Annotated in this window: 15 protein-coding genes and 1 pseudogene; 5 read left to right on the forward strand and 11 right to left on the reverse strand. The window is 62.0% G+C overall.

Annotation, left to right across the window (positions count from 1 at the left end; genetic code table 11):
* Positions 1–38 precede the first annotated feature (38 nt).
* Positions 39–716, reverse strand: coding sequence for a type 1 glutamine amidotransferase domain-containing protein (locus tag MUM_RS0120530; protein WP_010173533.1), 678 nt, complete (start codon positions 714–716; stop codon positions 39–41).
* A gap of 166 nt (positions 717–882) precedes the next feature.
* Between MUM_RS0120530 and MUM_RS0120535 the strand changes: the two genes are divergently transcribed.
* Complete coding sequence (locus tag MUM_RS0120535) at positions 883–1,839, forward strand: GlxA family transcriptional regulator (protein WP_010173536.1); 957 nt, start codon at positions 883–885, stop codon at positions 1,837–1,839.
* 4 nt (positions 1,840–1,843) lie between these two features.
* Here MUM_RS0120535 and MUM_RS0120540 read toward each other — a convergent pair whose 3' ends face one another.
* A complete protein-coding gene (locus tag MUM_RS0120540) occupies positions 1,844–2,350 on the reverse strand; it encodes a GNAT family N-acetyltransferase (RefSeq protein WP_029616027.1) in 507 nt (168 codons plus the stop codon).
* A 192-nt stretch (positions 2,351–2,542) separates the two neighbouring features.
* Here MUM_RS0120540 and MUM_RS0120545 point away from each other — a divergent pair, with 192 nt between their 5' ends.
* The gene (locus MUM_RS0120545; RefSeq protein WP_010173540.1) at positions 2,543–3,412 is read left to right on the forward strand and encodes an undecaprenyl-diphosphate phosphatase; all 870 of its coding nucleotides are present in this window, start codon (positions 2,543–2,545) and stop codon (positions 3,410–3,412) included.
* A 14-nt stretch (positions 3,413–3,426) separates the two neighbouring features.
* On the opposite strand, the gene MUM_RS0120550 is transcribed toward MUM_RS0120545, so the two are convergent.
* From MUM_RS0120550 to MUM_RS0120570, 5 genes are all read right to left on the reverse strand, one after another.
* Entirely contained in the window at positions 3,427–4,383 is a 957-nt protein-coding gene (locus tag MUM_RS0120550; protein WP_010173542.1) for a Dyp-type peroxidase, read from the reverse strand.
* A 104-nt stretch (positions 4,384–4,487) separates the two neighbouring features.
* Positions 4,488–5,513, reverse strand: coding sequence for an RNA 3'-terminal phosphate cyclase (gene rtcA / locus MUM_RS0120555; RefSeq protein WP_010173544.1), 1,026 nt, complete (start codon positions 5,511–5,513; stop codon positions 4,488–4,490).
* A 35-nt stretch (positions 5,514–5,548) separates the two neighbouring features.
* Positions 5,549–6,880, reverse strand: a complete 1,332-nt coding sequence (locus MUM_RS0120560; protein WP_010173546.1) for a hypothetical protein — start codon at positions 6,878–6,880, stop codon at positions 5,549–5,551.
* A 4-nt stretch (positions 6,881–6,884) separates the two neighbouring features.
* Complete coding sequence (locus MUM_RS0120565; RefSeq protein ID WP_010173547.1) at positions 6,885–8,111, reverse strand: RtcB family protein; 1,227 nt, start codon at positions 8,109–8,111, stop codon at positions 6,885–6,887.
* Positions 8,112–8,448: 337 nt separating this feature from the next.
* On the reverse strand, positions 8,449–9,999 hold the full coding sequence (locus tag MUM_RS0120570; RefSeq protein ID WP_010173549.1) for a vWA domain-containing protein: 1,551 nt from the start codon (positions 9,997–9,999) through the stop codon (positions 8,449–8,451).
* Between the two features lie 204 nt (positions 10,000–10,203).
* On the opposite strand from MUM_RS0120570, the gene rtcR reads away from it, so the two are divergent.
* Both rtcR and MUM_RS0120580 read left to right on the forward strand, forming a co-directional pair.
* Positions 10,204–11,811, forward strand: a complete 1,608-nt coding sequence (gene rtcR / locus MUM_RS0120575; protein ID WP_010173552.1) for an RNA repair transcriptional activator RtcR — start codon at positions 10,204–10,206, stop codon at positions 11,809–11,811.
* A gap of 196 nt (positions 11,812–12,007) precedes the next feature.
* On the forward strand, positions 12,008–13,747 hold the full coding sequence (locus tag MUM_RS0120580) for a dipeptidase (protein ID WP_010173555.1): 1,740 nt from the start codon (positions 12,008–12,010) through the stop codon (positions 13,745–13,747).
* 35 nt (positions 13,748–13,782) lie between these two features.
* Here the strand turns inward: MUM_RS0120580 and MUM_RS0120585 are convergent, their stop codons facing one another.
* From MUM_RS0120585 to MUM_RS0120600, 4 genes are all read right to left on the reverse strand, one after another.
* Complete coding sequence (locus tag MUM_RS0120585; protein ID WP_010173557.1) at positions 13,783–15,522, reverse strand: ABC transporter ATP-binding protein; 1,740 nt, start codon at positions 15,520–15,522, stop codon at positions 13,783–13,785.
* Entirely contained in the window at positions 15,516–17,309 is a 1,794-nt protein-coding gene (locus tag MUM_RS0120590) for an ABC transporter ATP-binding protein (protein ID WP_029616028.1), read from the reverse strand. The genes MUM_RS0120585 and MUM_RS0120590 overlap by 7 nt, the downstream gene beginning before the upstream one ends.
* A gap of 91 nt (positions 17,310–17,400) precedes the next feature.
* Positions 17,401–18,357, reverse strand: a complete 957-nt coding sequence (locus MUM_RS0120595; RefSeq protein WP_010173561.1) for a FecR domain-containing protein — start codon at positions 18,355–18,357, stop codon at positions 17,401–17,403.
* 9 nt (positions 18,358–18,366) lie between these two features.
* Positions 18,367–18,876: a sigma-70 family RNA polymerase sigma factor gene (locus tag MUM_RS0120600; RefSeq protein WP_010173563.1), complete on the reverse strand. Its 510-nt coding sequence runs from the start codon at positions 18,874–18,876 to the stop codon at positions 18,367–18,369.
* Between the two features lie 490 nt (positions 18,877–19,366).
* Here MUM_RS0120600 and MUM_RS0120610 point away from each other — a divergent pair.
* A pseudogene (locus MUM_RS0120610) lies at positions 19,367–20,920 on the forward strand (IS3 family transposase).
* The last annotated feature ends 226 nt before the right edge of the window (positions 20,921–21,146 follow it).

Genomic DNA, 21,146 nt, shown 5'->3' on the forward strand with positions numbered 1-21,146 from the left:
CCGCCAGCAACTTGCTTTTTTTGGGGGGGGTTAGCGGGTTACGCGGTGAGCTTCAACAGCGCTTTGGCAACGTCGCTTGAACTGGCAGGATTCTGCCCGGTGACCAGCAGGCCATCTTCAATCACAAAGGACTGCCAATCGGCACCCTTCTCGTACTTGCCGCCCAGCGCCTTGAAATCATCTTCGATCAGGAATGGCACCACGTCGGTCAGGCCAACCGCCGCCTCTTCGGAGTTGGAGAAGCCAGTGACACGCCGGCCCTTGACCAGCGGCCCGCCGTTGACCGCCTTGACGTGACGCAGGGCGCCCGGGGCGTGGCAGACAAAGCCGATGGGCTTGCCGGCTCGCTCGAAGGCCTCGATCAGGGCGATGGAGGTTTTCGACTCTGCCAGGTCCCACAGCGGGCCGTGGCCGCCTGGGTAGAACACGGTGTCGAAGTCGCCGGCGTTGACCGATTCCAGCTTCACGGTAGTCGCCAGGGCCTGTTGCGCCGCCGGGTCGGTGGCGAAGCGGCGGGTCTGGTCGGTTTGCGAATCCGGCAGGTCACTGACCGGGTCCAGCGGCGGTTGCCCACCGGCCGGCGAGGCCAGGGTCACGTCGGCCCCGGCGTCCTTGAACGCGTAGTACGGTGCAGCAAATTCTTCGAGCCAGAACCCGGTCTTGCGGCCGGTGTTGCCAAGCTGGTCGTGAGAAGTCAAAACCATCAATACTTTCATGTGCCAGTGCCTCGGGGTGATGTGGTTGGAATGGAGTGAAGCTTAGGAGCCGGGCCAATACCGCACAATGTCATGTCCGCAAGGATTCCGGACATTGCGCCAAGCCGGTTGCCGTTTACCCGGTACACGCCGACAATCACCGCTCCGCGCCCCCTGGAGAAATGAGATGCACAGCATTGCGCTGATGGTTTACCCGAACTTTCAATCCCTCAGCCTTAGCCTGGGCTCGGTGTTCGAGTGCGCGAATCTGCTGCGGGGCGAGCAGGCGTATGAGTTTCACCTGGTGTCGGAGAATGGCGGCCCGATCATGACGTCCCAGGGCTTCTCGGTGAACAGCACGCCGATCCGCCCCGAGGGCTATGACACATTGATCGTCAGCGGTTACCTGGAGTTCCAACTGCCTGACGCCAGCCTGCCGACGCTGGTCCAGGCGGCCTCGAAGCAGTCGCGGCGGATTGCTTCGCTGTGCATGGGCATCTTCGTGCTGGCCGAGGCCGGGTTGCTGGAGGGCAAGCGCGCAACCACCCATTGGCTGCACGCACCGGCTTTTCGCAAGCGTTACCCGCAGATTCGGCTGGAGGAAGACAAGCTGTTTGTGGTCGACGGCCAGATCTGGACCGGCGCCGGGATGAGCGCCGGGGTGGACCTGGCACTGGCCATGGTCGAGAACGACCTGGGCAGCGACCTCGCCCGGCGCATCGCGCGCAAGCTGGTGATTGCCCAGCGGCGCGGCAGCGAGCAGTCGCAACTCTCAGCGCTGCTGGAACTGGACCCCAAATCTGACCGCGTGCAACTGGCCCTGGCCTACGCCCGGGAGAACCTGACCCACGACCTTTCCGTCGAAGCCCTCGCGGCTGTCGCCAGGCTCAGCCCGCGCCAGTTCAGCCGGGTGTTCCGCGAGGAAACCGGGCAAACCCCGGCCAAAGCCATTGAGTCCCTGCGGGTGGAAGCCGCCCGGGCGATGATGGAGACCAGCCGGCATCCAGTGGAAGTGGTCGCCCGCGAGACCGGGTTCGGTGATCGCGAGCGCATGCGCCAGGCATTTCTGCGGGCGTTCGGCCAGCCGCCACAGGCGATGCAGGCGGCGCTGTTCAGTGCAGGGGCTGGCGCAGCATTCAGCTGACGGATTAGTGCAGGGCGGCCCGGGTCACCAGGAAGCTCAGCAGGTTCGGCTCATCATCCAGCTCGATGGCCTGCACCGGGCGTGGCAGGTTATCCAGCACCGTCCGCCAGAAGGCCTGGCTCACTTCATCCTGGTCATAGAACCGCACCAGCCAATTCGCCTCGCCACTGCTCAACACCTGGGTGGCGATGGCGCGGCCAATGCCCTTGCGGCGATAGCGTTTCAAGATGAACAGGTCGGCCAGTTCCAGTGCGTCGATTCCCGGCAATTCGCTGCCTTCGATCAGCAGGAAGCCTGCGATAAAGCCATCGACCAGCAGCAGGTTGGCGCTCCACTGCGGGTCTTCCCAGTAGCGGGCCAGGTGTTCTTCGTGAATGTAGAAGCGGCCGTCCACCTCGACGTCTTCCTGTTCCCAGTCCGAGGACTCGTAGGCGTAGAACTGGTAGAGGTTGGCGATCAGCGCGGCGTGTTCAGGGCCGGTCTCGATCAATTCGACGGTGGTATCGGGGATTGCAGGCATGGGCATCTCGGCAAAAAAACAGGGCGCCATTGTCAACAAAAGCCAGCGGCAATGCCAATACATCGGCCAAGCTTTCTGCTTGCTGAACCGATCGTGATTTTCTCTTGTCAACGACAAAACTATTACAAAGTTAGACTAAACTCCGCAGCACTTCCCCCCCCCCTTGTTTTCAGGATAAGTACTTTGACAAACGTCTGCACCAGCGGCCTCGATGTCGGCTTTGCGTCCCTGGATTACCTGCAAATCGGCTTCCTGGGCATCATTCAAGGCATCACCGAATTGTTGCCCGTTTCTTCCACCGCCCACATGCGCATCGTGCCCGCCCTGCTCGGCTGGCCGGATCCCGGCTCGGCGTTTTCCGCGGCGATGCAGTTGGCCGCACTGGCTGCGGTGGTCAGTTACTTCTGGAAGGACGTGCGCCAGGTCACGGTCGGCAGCATCAGCGCAGTGCGCCAGGGTGACTACAACAACCAGTGGTTCAAGCTGGCGGTGGCCATTGTATTGGCGACGATTCCGATTGGTATCGCCGGGATTGCCTTGTCGTCGACGCTCAACTCGTGCAACTCGCCGTTGCGCGGGCTGATGGTGATCGGGATTTCCTGCCTGGTGATGGCGGCGCTGTTGGCGGCGGCTGAACTCAGCGCCAGGCATAAGCGCACCGTAGGCGAAATGCGCCTGCGGGATGCACTGATCGTCGGAGTTGCGCAGATTGGTGCACTGATTCCGGGGGTTTCCCGCTCGGGCTCGACCCTGACCGCCGCCCTGTTCCTCAACTTCAAGCGTGAAGAAGCCGCTCGGTTTTCGTTCCTGCTGGGCTTGCCGGCGATCGCCCTGGCGGGCTTGAAGGAGTTGTGGGTATTGTTCCACGCCGAACTGCCCGCCCACGCCTGGCCGCATCTGATCTTCGGCCTGGTGGTTGCCAGCGTCTCGGCGTTCTTCGCGATCTGGGGCCTGATGAAATTCCTGGAGCGGTTCTCCACCTGGCCGTTCGTGATTTACCGCGCGGTGCTGGGGGTGTTCCTGATTGTCGCAGTGAGCACCGGATTCCTGTAGGAGCGAGCTTGCTCCTACGGTGCGCGGTCGGCCAGTTCTTCAAGCAAATCGGCTGACGGTATGAAGAACAGGCCGCCGGTGACCGCCGTGCTGAAGTCCAGCAGGCGGTCATAGTTGCCGGCAGGTCGACCGACAAACATGTTCTCCAGCATCAATTCCAAAGGCTCCGGCGACCGCGCGTAGCCAATGAAGTACGTCCCAAACTCCCCTGCACCCGGCCGGCCAAACGGCATGTTGTCCCGCAGGATCTTCACTTCCTCGCCGTCCTTGGTGATGGTGGTCAGCGCACTGTGGGAGTTGGTCGGCTTGGCCGCATCGTCGAGTTCGATGTCCGACAGCTTCGTGCGCCCGATCACCCGCTCCTGCGCCTCGACCGACAATGCGTTCCAGGCCTGCATGTTGTGCAGGTACTTCTGTACCAGCACATAGCTGCCGCCGCTGAACGCCGGGTCCTCATCACCGACAATGGTGAAACCCACCGCCTTGCGCCCGACCGGGTTCTCGGTACCGTCGACAAAACCGATAATGCTGCGCATGTCGAAGTAGCGGAAACCCTGGACCTCATCCACCACCGTCACCGCATCGCCCAGCGCGGCCATCAACTGCGTGGCCAATTCAAAACACAGGTCCATTTGATCGGCGCGAATGTGCAGCAGGATATCGCCCGGCGTGGCGGGTGCCAGCCGCCCGGCCACGCCCACTTCCTTGAACGGATGCAACGCCGCCGGACGCGGGCTGCCGAACAGCGCGTCCCACGCCTTTGAGCCAAAACCTGCGACACACGACAGGTTGCCGGCCGGAACGCGCTTGCCGACCGAACGCACCAGGCCAGCAATATCGCCACACCAGCTGCGTACCGCCTCGGCTGAATCGCTGCCGGGAGCCAGGGTCGCGACCATGAAAATGGCGCTGCTGGTGATCGGGCTGCAGACGGATTGGGGTTCGAGGTGCTGATCGGTTGACGTTGTCATTGAGAGGTCCACGGGTGGCGGTCGAGATTTCAACGACGGCAGATTAGCAGACAGAAGACGGACGGTCGCGGCTCAGCGCTTAGCGAGCGGTCCCGTTTGCCGGGCTACAGCGCCCGGCATTCAATCCTCAGCAATTGAGGGCCGTGATCGTGGCATTCAATAACCACCGGCAAAAACCGCTGGATCACCGCCATGTTGCTCTGCAAGTGCTCGGTCATCCGCAGCGTGGTGAAACTGCCGCCGCCGGCAAGTGCCATCGGCAGCAATAGCTGGTCGGCCAGATGCTCGGCAACGACCGCTTCACTGGCAAGCCACTCGAGCGCCTGCTCGATAGCCTGGTCGGCTACCGCCGCTGCTCGCAATCGCGCCTGGCCAAAGGCACTGAACACTTCGGTGACGTGCGCATGAGCATATTCCAACAACAGGACATTGCCCGGCCCGTGCTCCGGATCAAGATTCACCGCGCACAACTGCTCCGGGCTGATGGACAACCGCTGACGAACACGTTCCAGCTCGCGCTCGGCGACGTGAACGGGCAGCCCGGCACTCAACGCGGTGGCACAGGCGCCCTTCAATTCACCCCGCTCAGTGAGGTGCAATGGCATCAATGCACCTGGATGTATAAATGCCACAAGCTCGCCACCGCCAGCCGGTACAAAGCCATGACGCACCAGCGTCAGCTCGACCCGGGCGCCCATCCGCCGCAGCTGCGGTAGCCACGCACGCTCAAGGAAATCCACCGGAGGCGCCATCGGGTTGTGGGTGCCGCCGCAAATGCTGACACGGCTGGGCTGCAGAGCCAGCAGCAATGCCGGCAGCAACGTCTGCAATACCAGGGTGCAACTGCCGGCCGTACCGATCGAGAACGTATAGTCCCCACCCTGGATCCGCCCCGGCTCGAACAGCAACGCCTGGGAACCCAGTTCAGCACCTTCGACCCGCGCGCCACATACCTCGGCGGCGGCCAGCACTGCCGTCAAGTGCTGACGCAACAGCCCTGGCCGACTGCGCCTGGCGCGAATATTTTTAATCCGCAGCGTACGCCCGGTCACCATCGACAGGCTCAGGCCGCTGCGCAACACTTGGCCGCCGCCCATGGCGCCGTCCAACTCGATCACATCCTGGCTCATATCCATTCCTTATGCGTAGTGCTCCAGCGTTTCTTTCAGTGCAGCCGTCTTGAAGTCCCAGGAGGCAGCAACTCACCGCCCTCTAATTGCTGGACCTGCATCAACAAGGCATCGCGTACTGCCTTGGGCGTTTGCGGATCGACCAGGGTGTATTGCTCATCACACCAGGCGCTCACCCTCTCCAGCCAGTAGGCCGAATCACTCGACGACCGCGCAAAACGCTCCAGCAAGTACTCAAGCTGCCTCCATAGCGGCTTGAGCCCTAACAGTGCTCGCCGACGATCGTCCGGCAACGCGTACCACTGACTATCCAGCAGCGCCTCCACCGCGCCATCGATAACCGCCCACGACTGCTGGTTCAGGAGCGCCACTGCACATCTGAAGACCTTCGCCGAGGAGTCGTCGAGGGCCCGGAGTTGCAACGCCAGGCCGCGATCACCCAGCGCTTCAAGCACCAACTGCCGAACATGCGGCGATGGCGACATGAAAGCCGGCACTATCATCTCGTCAACCGAGACCTCGTTCAGGTCCTTGACCAGCCCGATCAGTCCCAGCCATTCGCGACGAGTCTGCGCAGGTTCTGCACTCAGCCGCGCCAACAGCACTTCACGACAATCCAGCTGCCAGCGATGGGCTGCCCATCTTGCCAGCGAGCGCATAGCCGGCGACGCCTCCAGCAGTGCATTGCGCAGGTATTCGCGCGGGTCCTGGAGCAACGTCAGCAACCTGCGCAGCACCATGACCCGTACGCTGGCGGCAGAGTCGCTCATCGCCTTTTCGAGCAAAGGCAACGCCTGAGCTGCCGGCAGACCAGCACTGGCATCAACGCCCCGCTGGCGAACCGACACATCGGCATGCTCCAGCGCCAACTCCACCAACTCCTGTGAGCCATCCTGCAGCAGCTCAAAGAGAAACCGTGCCGTCTTGCCACGGCTGCCAACAAAGGCGGCTTGCGCAGCCGGCCGCACCTGCTGCGCCACCAACAAACGGCGTACCTTGGACAATGTCAGGTCGTGGTCAGCACGGCCCTTTCCTGCCAACGCCAGTACCGCGCCCAATACCTGCAACCACAACTCGGCACGTTCCTCTACAAGGAAGCGTTCAACCCCCAGCACCGCTTGCTCGCGAACCTGCGGCACCCAATCATTCAGGCGCTCCAGCAGTGCCTCCAGGGCTTGCTGCGAGGCGTACCCAGCCAGCGCGCGAACCGCTATTTCCCGGACATACCCATTACCGAACCTGCTAAGGGTGAGCCAGGCTTCCTTTACGTCCTGGGTGGCCAGAGCTTCCCGCACATACCTCTGAGCGTCATCAGCACGCTTGAGATCCAGTGCCCGATAACGCTCCAACGCCTGCATGCTGTTCATTGTCTTACCCTTTTACGCATACCACCTGACGCAACGTGTGCAGCACTTCCACCAGCTCGCGCTGGGCATGCATCACTTGGTCGATGTCCTTGTAGGCCATCGGAATCTCATCGATTACCGCGGCGTCCTTGCGGCATTCCACGTGGGCCGTTGCGCGCACCTGATCGGCCACCGTGAAGGTGTTTTTAGCCTTGGTGCGGCTCATGGTCCGGCCGGCACCATGGCTGCAGGAACAGAACGACTCTTCGTTACCCAGCCCGCGCACGATGAAACTTTTTGCGCCCATCGAGCCCGGAATAATCCCCAACTCACCCTTCTTGGCCGATACCGCACCCTTGCGGGTAACCAGAATGTCTTCGCCGAAATGCCGCTCTTTTTGCACGTAGTTGTGGTGGCAGTTCACCGCCTCCAGCGCCACTTCAAACGGTTTGTGGATCACCTTGCGTGTCGCCTGAACCACCGCCTGCATCATCAGCTCACGGTTCTGCCGGGCGAAGTCCTGGGCCCAGCCAACCGCTTCAACATAATCATCGAAGTGCTCACTGCCCTCTTCGAAATACGCCAGGTCCCGATCCGGCAAGTTGGCGATGTGCTGACGCATGTCCTCTTGAGCCAACTGGATAAACAGGTTGCCGATGGCATTGCCGACACCACGGGAACCGCTGTGCAACATGAACCAGACCCGGTCGGCTTCATCCAGGCAGACTTCGACAAAGTGGTTACCCGAGCCCAACGTCCCGAGGTGTTGGCGGTTGTTGGTTTTCAGCAGCTTCGGGTACTTGTCGGTGATCGTCTTGAACCGTGGATGCAATGCCGCCCAAGCAACATCGGCCTGCTGCGGAACACTGTCCCAGGCACCCTTGTCACGCCCGTTGCGCCCGCTGGTGCGACCATGGGGCACCGCCGCTTCAATCGCGCAACGCAGACCATGGAGGTTATCCGGCAGGTCAGCGGCAGTCAGCGAGGTGCGCGCGGCGATCATGCCGCAGCCTATATCCACGCCAACGGCGGCCGGGATAATCGCACCCACGGTGGGTATCACGCTGCCAATGGTGGAGCCCTTGCCCAGATGCACATCCGGCATCACCGCAAGGTGCTTGAAAATGAACGGCATCTTCGCCGTGTTCATCAATTGCTGGCGAGCTTCCGGCTCCACCGGCACTCCTTGGGTCCAGAGTTTGATGGGCTTGCCGTTGGCAACTTCCAGCAGTTGAAAAGTAGGTGCTTGCATGTTCTCGACTCTTTTCCATTCGCCACACTCAGGCGGCGTAGTCCTTGAAGAAATGGGCCAGGCCCGTAGGCAGTGACAAGGGATCACGGATACGCTGCTCTACCAACTGAGCTACCCGTTGCCGGGGCAGGAATCGAACCTGCGACACGAAGGAGTACCCGTGGCATTCACTGCCAAAATCGTAAAAAGGTGGCACGACAAAAAGTGTGACTGAGCGCCGGAACATACCGGCTTACCAGAGATGTACAGCCACAGGCATTCGTGCCGTCACTGACGCTGACAAGGGTTGACGAGACGTCTTTTGATGTAGTCCCGTCGGCATTCAGCGCCAGTGAAATCAAACTTCCATTGCTTCAATCGCCCGTACCCAATGTTGCGCACCGTAGCGCCCTTCGGCGAACTGTGCGATCACATCAAATACCGCATCACTGAAGCCTCCTACATTCAAAATGTCCTGGCGGTCCGCCGCCTGCGTCGTCGCGCCCGGCTGCATATCGATACACACCAACCGTGCTTGCGGGTTGATCTGTTTGATCAGCTCCCATTGGCGCATGGTTTCGGTACCGCGCTGGCGCCTTGCGTCAATCCACGACTCGTTGTCGGACACCAGTATCACCGTGTCCACTTTCATTTTGGCGCCGGCTATCTTGGCCAGCGGCGCCGAACAGTTGGTCCCGCCTCCGCCGATGGCTGCCAGTTTCTTCGCATTGCTCATCACACTGTCACGCGGGTTGAGCCGGATATCCACCACATGATTTTCAAACGGCATCAAGCGTGCGTCCGGCTGCTTGCGCAAGATCGCGGCGCCAATCAAGGCCGCCACATCGATGCAACGCACAGTGCTCGTGGCGCCCTCGCGGTAACCGGTCACCGGGCTGTGCATCGAGCCCGACACATCAGGGCAAACCACTACCGAACCCTGCAGCACCGGCACGTTGGCCAGGGACAACTCAAGAGCATCCTGCAAGGCCTCCCGCACACGCGCAGGTACGTCATCTCCCGCCATCCGATACGCCGCCAGCAGCTGGTACGGGTACACCCGCGCCTTGGCGATCGCCTCTGCATCAGCCAATCGCGCTGCCACTTGCCATGCAAACCCTGGCACCTCGAATGCGCCCTGGCGGGCAAAGGTGTTGAGGTTCATGCGCAGCGCCTGCCAGCCCATGTTATCGGCCTGGGCAGCCCACTGTTCCTTGCTGAGCTTCTCGTTTCCAAGCAACTGGAACGGTACCGCCGGTACTTCGGTGCTTGAACCACTACGAAAGGCGAGCAAAGCCCGGGTCAACTCCGGCAAGGCCTGTACATCCACTGGCCGCCCGATCAACCAGGCGAAGAACGCTTCACGCCATGGTTCAGTGGGCTTGGGGTGAACCATTTTCACCACATCCGCCAACGATGGTTGATTCCCCACCGAGGCTTGCAACAACTGACGCTCCGTCGCGGTGTTCAACCAGTTCTGTACCAGGCGTTTGGGCTGCGAACCCAGGGATTTTCGTCCGGTCACTCCGCTGCGCAGGATTTGCACGAAGTTGCGCAACATCTTGCCGCTGTCCACGACCTGCTCGAACACCTGCGGCACCATCACCGAACGCTGGGCCACCAATGCAGCCAACAGCAACGCCGGCATGTCTTTCATGTGGCCCTGGCGGCGGGCATAACACGCGACCTTGGCGACATAACGACTGTCCAGCTCGCCGGCCAGTTGCAATACGCTGTCCAGCTGGCTTTCAGCTGAGGCGTGGAAGGTCTGGTTCAAGCAACCGGTGACTGCCAACTGGGCCAGTTTGTGCTTGGCACTATAGGCATAAGCCGGTACCTGTGTAGCGTTCAAGGTGTCGCATGCAGGCAGTTTCGCCTGCTGGGTGTTGAAGACTTGGGAGTTGGCCATCGTGGCGTCTCGCTCTGTTGTGTGTTTCGTTGCGAGAGTTATTGCAGCCGCCATGCCAGTTCTATTTTTTGAACGTAAAATTTTTTTATCTATTTGTTTTATATAGTTATTTTTAATTATGGTCATTTCACCGCTCAGCAGCGGTGACATTCGCATCACAAATTACTTATCCTTACATATCGTCATATATATTTTGGTATCACCATGAGTCAAAAACGCACCGTTGCCATCGGTTTTATCGGCTCAACCCTCGACCGGGTCGGCAAAGGTGCCAACCGCTGGAACCATTGGCGTCCCAGCGTGGGCCTCTGCCAGCAGCAAGAGGTACTGATTAATCGCCTCGAACTGATTCACGGCATCGATGCCCGCGACGTCAGCCTGGCTCAGCGAGTCCGCGACGACATCCAGCAGGTATCGCCGGAAACCGAGGTGCGGCTGCACCCGATGCACCTGAAGAACCCCTGGGATTTCGAGGAGGTGTACGGCGCGTTGCACGACTTCACCGCCGCATACCACTTCGATACCGACCACGAGGACTACCTGGTCCACATCACGACCGGCACCCACGTCGCGCAAATCTGCTGGTTCCTGCTGACGGAAGCGCGCTATCTGCCCGCCCGCTTGATCCAGACCTCCCCGGCTCGCCGTCGCAACGAAGAAGAGCGCGCCACCGGCACCCATGCCCTGATCGACCTCGACCTGTCACGCTACGACCGTATCGCATCGCGCTTCGCCCACAAGCGCCTGGAAAGCCTGGCCTTCCTCAAATCCGGAATCGCCACCCGCAACCCGGCCTTCAATCGCTCCATCGAACAAATCGAACGTGTGGCCGTACGCTCCAAAGCGCCGATGCTCCTGATCGGCCCAACAGGTGCCGGCAAGTCATTCCTCGCGCGGCGCATCTACGAACTCAAGCGCAGCCGGCATCAAGTCCAGGGGCGCTTTGTCGAAGTGAACTGCGCCACCTTGCGCGGCGATGGCGCGATGTCGGCGCTGTTCGGCCATATCAAAGGCGCCTTCACCGGCGCCCAGAACGCTCGCGATGGCTTGCTGCGCGCGGCGGATGGCGGCATGTTGTTCCTGGATGAGATTGGCGAACTGGGGCTCGACGAACAGGCAATGCTGCTCAAGGCCGTCGAAGAAAAACGCTTCTTCCCCCTCGGCGGAGACCAGGAAGTCACCAGCGACTTCCTGATCATCGCCGGCACCCACCGCGACCTGCGCGGCCGCGTCGCCGAAGGGCTGTTCCGCGAAGACCTGTACGCCCGGATCAACCTCTGGACCTTCGACCTGCCGGGCCTGGCCGGGCGCCGCGAAGACATCGAGCCCAACATCGACTTCGAACTGGAGCGCCATGCACGCGAACAAGGCCAGGTGGTGCGCTTCAACCTGGAAGCACGCCGGCGTTACCTCGCCTTTGCCTGCTCCAGCGAAGCGGCGTGGCTGGGCAACTTTCGCGAACTGTCGGCGTCCATCACGCGCATGGCCACCCTGGCGGACAGCGGGCGCATCGACGAAAGCCAGACCCAGGAAGAAATCGATCGACTGCGCTACGCCTGGGGCGTGGAGTCGCCGCAAAACGATTGGCTGTCACGCCTGGGCGTCGATACCGAACTGGACCTGTTCGACCAGTTGCAACTCAACGCCGTGATCGAAATCTGCCGCCAGTCCGACAGTATTTCCGATGCGGGAAGGCGCCTGTTCGGCGTCTCCCGACAAGCCAAGGCGCAACCGAACGATGCCGACCGCTTGCGCAAATACCTGGCGCGGTTTTCGATTGACTGGAAGCAGTTGGCGGAGTTGAAGGGCTGATGGACTGGCGAATAGCCATTAAGCGAAAGACGGCGGCTTAGAGATCCCGCAGATTCGCCGCCTCTTCGTTTGCGTAGGAAAATTCCAACAACGGGGGCTCCCCTACCCCAACCTCCCGATGGTAGTGTGTGAAATTGTTTCTGACCTTTCGATCAGACATTTCTCACTCACTCCCTGCAAAGGAATGCCCTCAGCAATGGACTTTTCCCTCAAGCAACTGGCCGTAGCCACCCTGATGGCCGCCAGTCTTTCGGTGTTTACCACCCAGGCTCAAGCCAACCTCACGCCACAACAGAACGCGATCATCCTGAAGACCTTCAGCGATGCTTCGGTCAAGGATTTCCGGCAGTTCCTCGCCAGCCTGGCCAAGAGCGATGTGGCCAAGAGCGACAACCTCGGCCCGGCCATCAGTGCCTTCCTCGACAACAAGAACCTGACCGCCGACCAGCAGAACGAAATCCATCGCCTGCTGGGCCTCTATGCGCGGGTGAAGTACGGCGCCGCCGCCACCGAAACCCTGCGCGAGCTGGTGGAGATTCCGACCTTCCAGGTGGCCGGCGTAGCCCAGCATGACAACCCCGAGTTCACCAAAATCGCCGCCAAGATCAAAAGCCTGGCCGAGTCGTTCAACCTGAACTTCCGCAACATCGACAACCGTGTCTACGAGATTTCCCTGGAAGGCAGCGGCGATGAAGTCGTCGGCATCCACGCCCACGCCGACGTGGTGCCGGTAACCCCGGAAAACTGGGTACTGAAAGATGGCACCAAGCTCGATCCGTTCAAGGTCACGCTGATCGGCGACCGCATGTATGGCCGTGGCACCGAGGATGATAAGAACGGCATCGTGGTGGCGATGTACGCGATGAAGGTGATCAAGGAAGAGAAGCTGCCGCTGGCACGCAATTTCAAGCTGCTGGTGGACACCACCGAGGAAACCTCCGGCGATGCGATCCCGTACTATTTCGAACATAACCCAACGCCTAACTACAACCTGGCGCTGGATGGCGGCTACCCGGTGGTGATCGCCGAGAAAGGCTACGGTACGGTCATGGCCAAGTTTCCCAAGCGCAAGGCTGAAGGCAAAGGCGCAGAAATCATCTCGATGACCGGCGGCAAGGCCACCAATCAGATTCCTTCGGCGTCGGTGGTGACATTGCTCACTGACAAGCCCGCCGAACTGGCCGCCAGCCTGCAAAAGGCCGGCAGCGAGTACGCCAAGCGCAACGGCGGCGACTTCGAAGTGGCGGCCAAGGTGGTCGGCAAAGACGTTCAGTTGACCGTCACCGGCGTGTCCGCCCACTCCTCCGAGCCGGAGTCCGGGGTGAACCCGGTGGCCAGGGTGCTCGACTTCCTCAATAGCCTCGACGGCAAGGTGGCGCTCAAGCACAACCAGTTCACCGACGCGGCGCATTATGCCGCCAATAACTGGGGCCTGGATTACCTGGGCGGCAAGCTGGGCGTCGGTTTCTCCGATGCGTTCATGGGGCCGCTGACCACGTCGTTGACCTATGTGGGCGAGGATGACAACACCTTCAAACTGGCCGTCAACCTGCGCGTGCCGAAGGGTAAGTCGCCGGAAGCGCTCAAGGCTGAAATCGCTGACAAACTGGCCGCCTGGGCCCAGAAGAACCACGTGGCCGTGAGCTTCGACTACTCCATCGCCGAACCGATGTACCGCAACCCTGAGGGCGAGTGGGTCAAGGCACTGTTGGCGGTGGCCAGCGAAAACCTGGGCATGGAGCACAAGTACGGCACATCGGCCGGCGCAACCTCGGTGCATGAGCTACCGAATGGCGTGCAGTTCGGCCTGGCACGGCCGGAGGTCAAGTACACCGGCCATACCGACAACGAGTTCAAGACCGTCGACCAGTTCTTGCTGGACCTGCAGATCGTCACTGAAATGATGGGCCGCATCGGGCAACTGCCGAAGCTCTGACCCTCCCCGTCGGACCCGCCGTCCTGGCGGGTCCACTAGGCAATACGCCAGCCCTTCGACGCTCGCCGCTGCGCAAGGAACCGGGCATAGCGCCCCTGTCGCGCCGTCAACTGTTCAGGCGTGCCCTGCTCTACCACCCGCCCTTCATCCAGCACCACAATCTGGTCAGCCATCACCACCGTCGACAACTGATGCGCAATCACGATCAACGTGCACGTACCGCGCAAGCGTGCAAGGGTGTCGGCGATCACCGCCTGGTTCTCGGCGTCCAGGGCCGCCGTGGCTTCGTCCACCAGCAGGATCGGCGCACCCTTGATCAACGCACGGGCGATCGCGATGCGCTGGCGCTCGCCGCCGGACAGGCGCGCCCCGCCCTCGCCGACACGGGTGGAAAGCCCCATGGGCAGGCGCTCGATAATCGACTGCACACCGGCCTGCCGCGCGGCCTCCAGCACTTGCGCATCGCTGGCGTCGGGCTTGCCGAGGCGAATGTTGTCGGCGACGCTGCCCTGGAACAGGTACGTGTCCTGGAAAATCTGACTGATCTGCGCGTTGAGTTGCTCGCCGGACATCTGCCGCACGTCCACGCCACCCACACATACTTGCCCTTGGCTGACTTCGAAAAACCGCGCGACCAGCCGCAGCAGCGTGGTCTTGCCGGAGCCCGAAGCGCCCACCAGCGCGGTCATGCTGCCAGGCTCTATCCGCAGGTTTACCCCGCGCAGCACGTCCCGAGGACCGCCCGGGTGGCGGAAGCTGACGTCGAACAATTCCACCGAGGCGTCCCGTGGAGAGTGCGGTGCGCCCGGTTCCTGCAGCGGTGATGCGGCCAGGATCTCCCGTACCGCCTCAAGCTGCACCCCGGCGCTGCGCAGGGTCTCGCCATAGCCGGCCACCTCCAGCAGCGGGTCAATGAAGCGGCTGACCAGCAACAGCGACACCATCACCGCAATCACCGAGCCCACGTGCAAGGCGTTCCCCAGGTAGGCGTCAAGCCACAATGCGGCAGTGATCAACAAGGCCGCAAACACCCCTTGCACCAGCCACATATTCAGCAGCACCGACGTCGCGGACAGCAGGATCAGGCGCGCCCCGGTTGCGTGTTGCTGTTCAATCGCCCGTTGCAGGAACACCGCACTGCCGCTGCCACTGAATGCGCGCAACACCGACTGCGACTGGGCGAATTCCAGCATGCGCTGGCTGGTCTGCGCCGAGCTGCGTTGGAACGCCCGGTCGGCACGCCGGCCCAGCCGCGCGCTGAACCAAAACGCTGCGCCGAGAATCGGCAGCGCCAATACCGCGATCAATCCCAGCTTCCAGTGCAGCACACACAACGCCAGCACCAGCACAAACGGCGTCACCACGCCGCTGAGCACCGGGGTAAAGACATGGGCGGGAAGCTGGGCCACGGCCATCATGCCTTGGGTCACCACCTGGTTGAGCCGCGCCGTGTTATCGGGGGTAAACCAGCCGACAGGCAAGCCGGCCACGTGGTCGCCGATGCGCTGACGCCCGCCTTGCAGCACCGCTACGCCGACCGCCACGCCGGCCTTCTCGACTTCCCGGCGGGTGGCCCAACACGTGACCACCGCGGCGAGGAACACCACCAGCCACAACGCGGCCTCGGCTAGGTCACCGTTGAGCATATCGGTCAGCACCGGTACCAGCGCGGCGAGGGTCAGCCCGCACAGCGCGCCGTAGAACACCACCTTCCCAACGTAACGACGGAACACCGGGCCCTCGTCGCCCAGCAGTTCGATAAAGGTTTTCAGCATGTCGGCAGCGCCTGTTCCCGGGTCTGTTTGTAACCGCCCGACGCCCACAGGCGCGCATAGCGGCCCTCCTGCGCGATCAGTCGAGGGTGGGTGCCCTGTTCAACGATGCGGCCGTTTTCCAGCACGATGATGTGGTCGGCGTGCATCACGGTATCGAGGCGATGGGCGATCACCAGCAGCGTGCGGCCCTGGGCAAAGCGTGACAGCGCCTCCTGGATCGCGACCTCGTTCCCGGCATCGGCGGCGGCCGTGGGCTCATCCAGCACCAGCACCGGCGGCGCCAGCAATACGGCGCGGGCGATGCTGATGCGCTGCTGCTCGCCACCGGACAGTTGCGCGTCCTCGCCGATCACCGAGGCGTAGCCCCGGGGCAAACCGATGATGCACTCATGAATATTCGCCGCCCGCGCGGCCGCCTCGATTTCCTTCTGGCTGGCGCTGGGCCGGCCGAGGGCGATGTTCTCGGCCACGCTGGCGTGGACCAGCCGCACCTCTTGCAGCACAAAACCGATCAGGCTGTAGAGCTGCGAGGCCTCGACCTGCCGCAGGTCGACGCCCCCCAGGGTGATACGCCCTTCGGTCGGGTCGAAAAAGCGCAGCAACAGGCGCGCCAGGGTCGACTTGCCCGAACCCGAGGCCCCGACAATGGCCGTCACCGTGCCGGGCTTGAGGGTAAAGCTGATGCCGGAAAGTGCCGGGGTCTGTGGGTGATAGGCGTAGCCTAGGTTTTCGACACGCACCTCGGCGTCCTTGGGCAGCCGCTCGGAACCCGGTTCCACCTGCGCCAGCACCGGCGTCGCCAGCAGTGCCTGCACACGCTGGGCAGCACCGGCGGCGTTGTCCAGTTCGTGAGCGATGTAACTCAGCAGCATCAGCGGCGCGCAAATGCCCGGCGCAACCAGGGCAAACGGCAGCACCTCCACGGCGCTGATCCAGCCAAGGCTGACAAACAGCATGCCGAACGTCAGCACCACCGCGAGCACCGTCACCGGGGCGATCATCGCGTTGGCGTTGGCCATCGTCCCTACCAGCGGCCGGGTGAACGCAACAAAGGCTTCGCTGAAATCATCCACTGCCTCCCGGTAACCCGCATGGGCCTTGCCGGTGGCGCCGAAAGCCTTGACCACGGGAATGCCGTTGACGAACTCGACCACCGCGTTATTGACCCGGGTCATGCGCTCGACAAAGGCCTGCATGTGGCTGCCGCTGGCGTTCATCGCCCTGGCAAAAAACAGGAAAAACCCCGGAAACGGCAGCAGCGAGACCAGCGCCATGCGCCAGTCCACCGTGAACAGATAGACCGTCGACAGCAGCACGGCCCCGGCGCAACGGCCCACGGTGGTGTAGAAATGCGCCGTGAGGCCATGCAGGATGCCGATATCGTCCTGCATCGCCTGCTTGACCTCGCCGGACGCCCGCTCGGTGAACCAGCCCAGCGGCACCTGGCTCAGTCGCTGGGCGATCGCCAGCCGCAGGTGGCGAGTGAGGTGATTGTCAGCCAGGTGCGCAATGGTCTCGGCAAGCGTCAGCAGCAGCATGCCCGTGAACAGGCTCGCCAGGCTGACGCCGATCGTCAACCACACCTCACTCGAGGTCTGGGCCATCGACGGCCCGCCGAGGGCGATCCTCGCGATATGCACAATGCCGCCCAGCGGCACCAGCGTCAGCATGCTACCCACACCGGCCAGCAGCGCCGCAGCGACCAATCGCCCGTGTACCGGCCTCAACACCTGCGAGACCGCGCCCCGCCCCCCGGGTTTGGCCGCAGCCCTGTCCTTGTTACTCATGAAGTCTCCCTGACTGAATGAGCCTGTGCTCGCCCTTACCTTGTCTTCCGAACGAGCGGCCAAAACCCTCAATCGAACAGGCAAAAAATATTCAGGCAGGGGCGCTGACGGTCACCCAGTAGCGCGTCCGCCGCACCACGCGTATCGGCAACGCGGCGGCGAGGTTGTCCAGCGCCAGGTCGGTATTGTCCAGGTGCAACACCCCGCTGACCCGCAGCATTGCCACCTCCGGCGCGCAACGCAGTACACCGGGGCGATAGCGCGCCAGCTCGGCGACCAGTTCATCAAGCCGCGTAGCGTCGGCCACCAGCAGGCCCTTGACCCAGGCGACGTTGCGGTCAGTCACCTGCGTGACGGGGTGTACCTGGTCTCTGGAGATCGTCGTGCCCTGGCCGGCCTCCACCAGCACACCGGCGCCGTGCGCGGGCTGGACGTGCACGGCGCCCTCCAGCACCGCCACCTGGCAGCTGTCATCGCATTGGCGCACGCTGAAACGTGTGCCCAGGGCCTGAAGCACGCCCTGGCGCGTCTGTACCCGAAACGGCCGGGGTGACGGCGCGGTAGTGATGAACACCTCGCCGGCCCGCAGCTGCACCAGGCGCTGATGGTCGTCGAACTGCACGTCAATCGCCGAGGCGGACGCCAGCACCACGCGGGTGCCGTCGGGCAATGCGACTTCGCGAACTTCGCCAGTGGCCGTGCTATGGCCGGCGCTTGCCAGTTGCCAGGCGTCGGTGCGGCGCACGCCGTAGGTAAGGCCACCCGCCGCGACCAGCAGGCCGAGCAGCCGCAGGGTGCTCCGACGATTGAGGGCGTCAGGGGCGTCGGGTTCGGCCAGGCTGCGTTTGGCTACCGAGGCGGGCACGCTGTGAAGTTTTTGCTCGAAGCCCAGCAGGCGTGTCCAGGCCAGTTCGTGATGGGGGTGTTCGGCACGCCAGCTCAGGCAGTTGGCGTGGTCCGCCTCACTCGCGTCGTCGGCCCAGAGGCGCGCCATCCAGGCGGTGGCGCGTGCGATGATATCCGGGGAGATGGGCTGCTCGGTCGACATCGCGGCGGGTCAGCCGTGCAGGGTCTGGTAGCAGGCCATCAGGCCGGCGGCGATGTATTTTTCCACCGACGAGACGGAGACCTGTAACTCGGCGGCGATCTCGCGGTAGCTCAGGCCGTCGAGCTTGCACAGCAACAGCGCCTGGCGCGCCTTGGGTGGCAGGCTGTGCAGGGCGGCGTCGATTTCGATGAGGGCCTCGATGGCCAGGGCTCGGGTTTCTTCGTCCGGTGCCGAGGGTTCGGGCAAGAGGGCCAGGGCTTGCAGGTAGGCGGATTCGATCTGGCGGCGCCGGTAGAGGTCGATGACCAGGCCGTTGGCGATCTGGGTGAGATGACGCCGGGACTCGCCGGTAGGCGGCAGTTGGCCCTTGCGCATGAGTTGCAGGTAGACGTCGTGGGCCAGGTCGGCGGCGTCGAACGCGTTGCCCAGCTTGCGTCGCAATACGGTGCGTAGCCAGCCGTTGTGGTCGACGTATAGAGTTTCAACCTGGCGTTGAAAGGCGAACTGTCCGATGTTCACAAACCTCTCCTTTTACCCAATGATCCCGGGAGTGCTGGGGCATTGGGTTGTTGGTAACAGTTTGCAAGACTATCGGCTCTGGGGCGTGGGTGCAATGTGGGGGGTTGGGGGGGCTGGGGTGTACATATCCGTTATTTTTGTAACGGTTGGTATGGGTTCCGCTCTTACAGCGGGTCACTTTTGAAAGGAGCCCAAAAGTAACCAAAAGGCTCTTGCCCCACCACTCGGCACCTCGCCTAGGCTCGGTGTGCCCTCACTCCGGTACTACTCCGCGGGCCGCCGCGACGGGGCGTCCCTGCCCCGTCGCGGCTAAACCGGCGTCCTGCCGGTTTACCCGCTCCGTACTACCTGCGTTCGGCCAGCGTGGTTTAACGGGGCGCCTAAGATCAAGATCAAAAGCAGATCAAGAACACAGCGGCCCCCCGGTGTCAGGGTAGTTGTCGCGTCCACCGCTTTTTGAACACATTTCGGGGGCGGCAAGAGTATGGTCATGCCTTTCTACTCAGATGAACGTGGCAGTCGCACTGCTGAAAATGATGCTTCCGCCCCTGAGCCTTTCAGCAGCGGAGGTCGCTCGCCGCGAAGGTTGCAGCGATATGTCTCTCCATTATTGGCGCAAACAAGCTGCTGCCAGAGGAACGCAATTGTCCGACGCTAAACAACCCGCCGAAAATTGGTCAGCCGAATCCAAACTGGCGGTCATCATAGAGACAGGTTCGCTGTCGGAACTGGAGATCGGTGAATATTGCCGAAGGAAAGGTATTTTTCCCGAGCAGATTACCGATTGGCGTAATGCGTTTATCGCCAGTAGCACCCAAAAACCAGCTGCGAAAACGGCGAGTTCAGGGCAGTCACGGGATGATAAAAAAAGGATCCGTGAGCTTGAGCGCGAACTACGCCGCAAGGATGCGGCGCTGGCCGAGACGGCGGCGTTACTGGTGCTGAGAAAAAAGCTCAATGCCTACTGGGGGAGCGACGACGAGGACAACTGACCTTGTGGCCAGAACGGTATTTACTCGTTGGTTGGCTCAATGAAGCCATCCTGGCGGGCGCCCGCAGGGCGCCTGCTTGTCATGAGGTAGACCTTTCACTGAGGACACTGCAACGCTGGAATTTGCCGGAAGAAATCTTGGCGGATGGGCGCACGACGACGCTCAGGCGGATGCCGAACAACGCACTCAGTGAGCTTGAACGGCAAAGTATCGTGACGCTGTGCAACAGCAAAACCTATGCGCATCTGCCGCCGAGCCAAATCGTGCCACAGCTGGCTGACGAGGGGCGTTACATGGCCTCGGAGGCGACATTTTATCGCGTACTGCACGCGGCAGGTCAGCAGCAACATCGCTCGCGTGCCAAGCGGCCGCATCGTCATGAGGCGCCCACGACTTATGCGGCGACCGCCGGCAATCAAGTGTGGTCATGGGACATCACTTACTTGCCGTCACCGGTTCGCGGAAAGTTTTACTACCTCTATCTGATCGAGGATATCTACAGCCGGAAGGCGGTGGGTTGGGAAGTTTACGAAGCAGAAAGCGGTGAAAAAGCAGCCGCGTTGCTGCAACGAAGCGTGACTCAGGAAAAGTGCTGGCTCCAGCCGTTGGTGCTTCACTCGGACAACGGTGCGCCGATGAAATCGTTAACGCTACTAACCAAGATGTACGACTTGGGCATCACGCCGTCTCGCGGTAGACCACGGGTCAGTAACGACAACCCGTACTCGGAATCGTTGTTCAGAACGCTGAAATACTGCCCGCAGTGGCCGCAGGACGGGTTTTCCAGCCTGGATGAGGCGCGTATCTGGGTAAGGAATTTTATGACCTGGTACAACACCGTGCACCGTCATAGTCGGATCCGCTTCGTGACACCCGCTCAACGTCACGAAGGGAAAGACCGGGAAATCTTGGCTCGCCGAGAGGCGGTATACAGGCAAGCCAGAGAGAGAAGACCGGAAAGATGGTCAGGTGAGACACGCAACTGGAACCCTATCGGGACGGTGTATCTGAACCCTGAAAGGGAGCTGACAGTGGTAATAAAAGCCGCGTAGTACGACGGTGAACGCGACAACTACCTTGAAAAACGCCGGTAGGCCGCTGTGCTCTTGCTTTTGATCTTGATCTGGCTCTGACTGCCCCAATAAGCCCGAGGCCGAACGCAGGTGGTGCGGAGCGGGTAAACCGGCAGGACGCCGGTTTAGCCGCGCTGGGCCAAGGATGGCCCATCGCGGCGGCCCGCGGAGCAGCGCCGGAGTGAGGGAACACCGAGCCTTAGCG

The organism is Pseudomonas sp. PAMC 25886, from assembly GCF_000242655.1.
In the GTDB taxonomy this organism is placed as follows: Bacteria; Pseudomonadota; Gammaproteobacteria; order Pseudomonadales; family Pseudomonadaceae; genus Aquipseudomonas.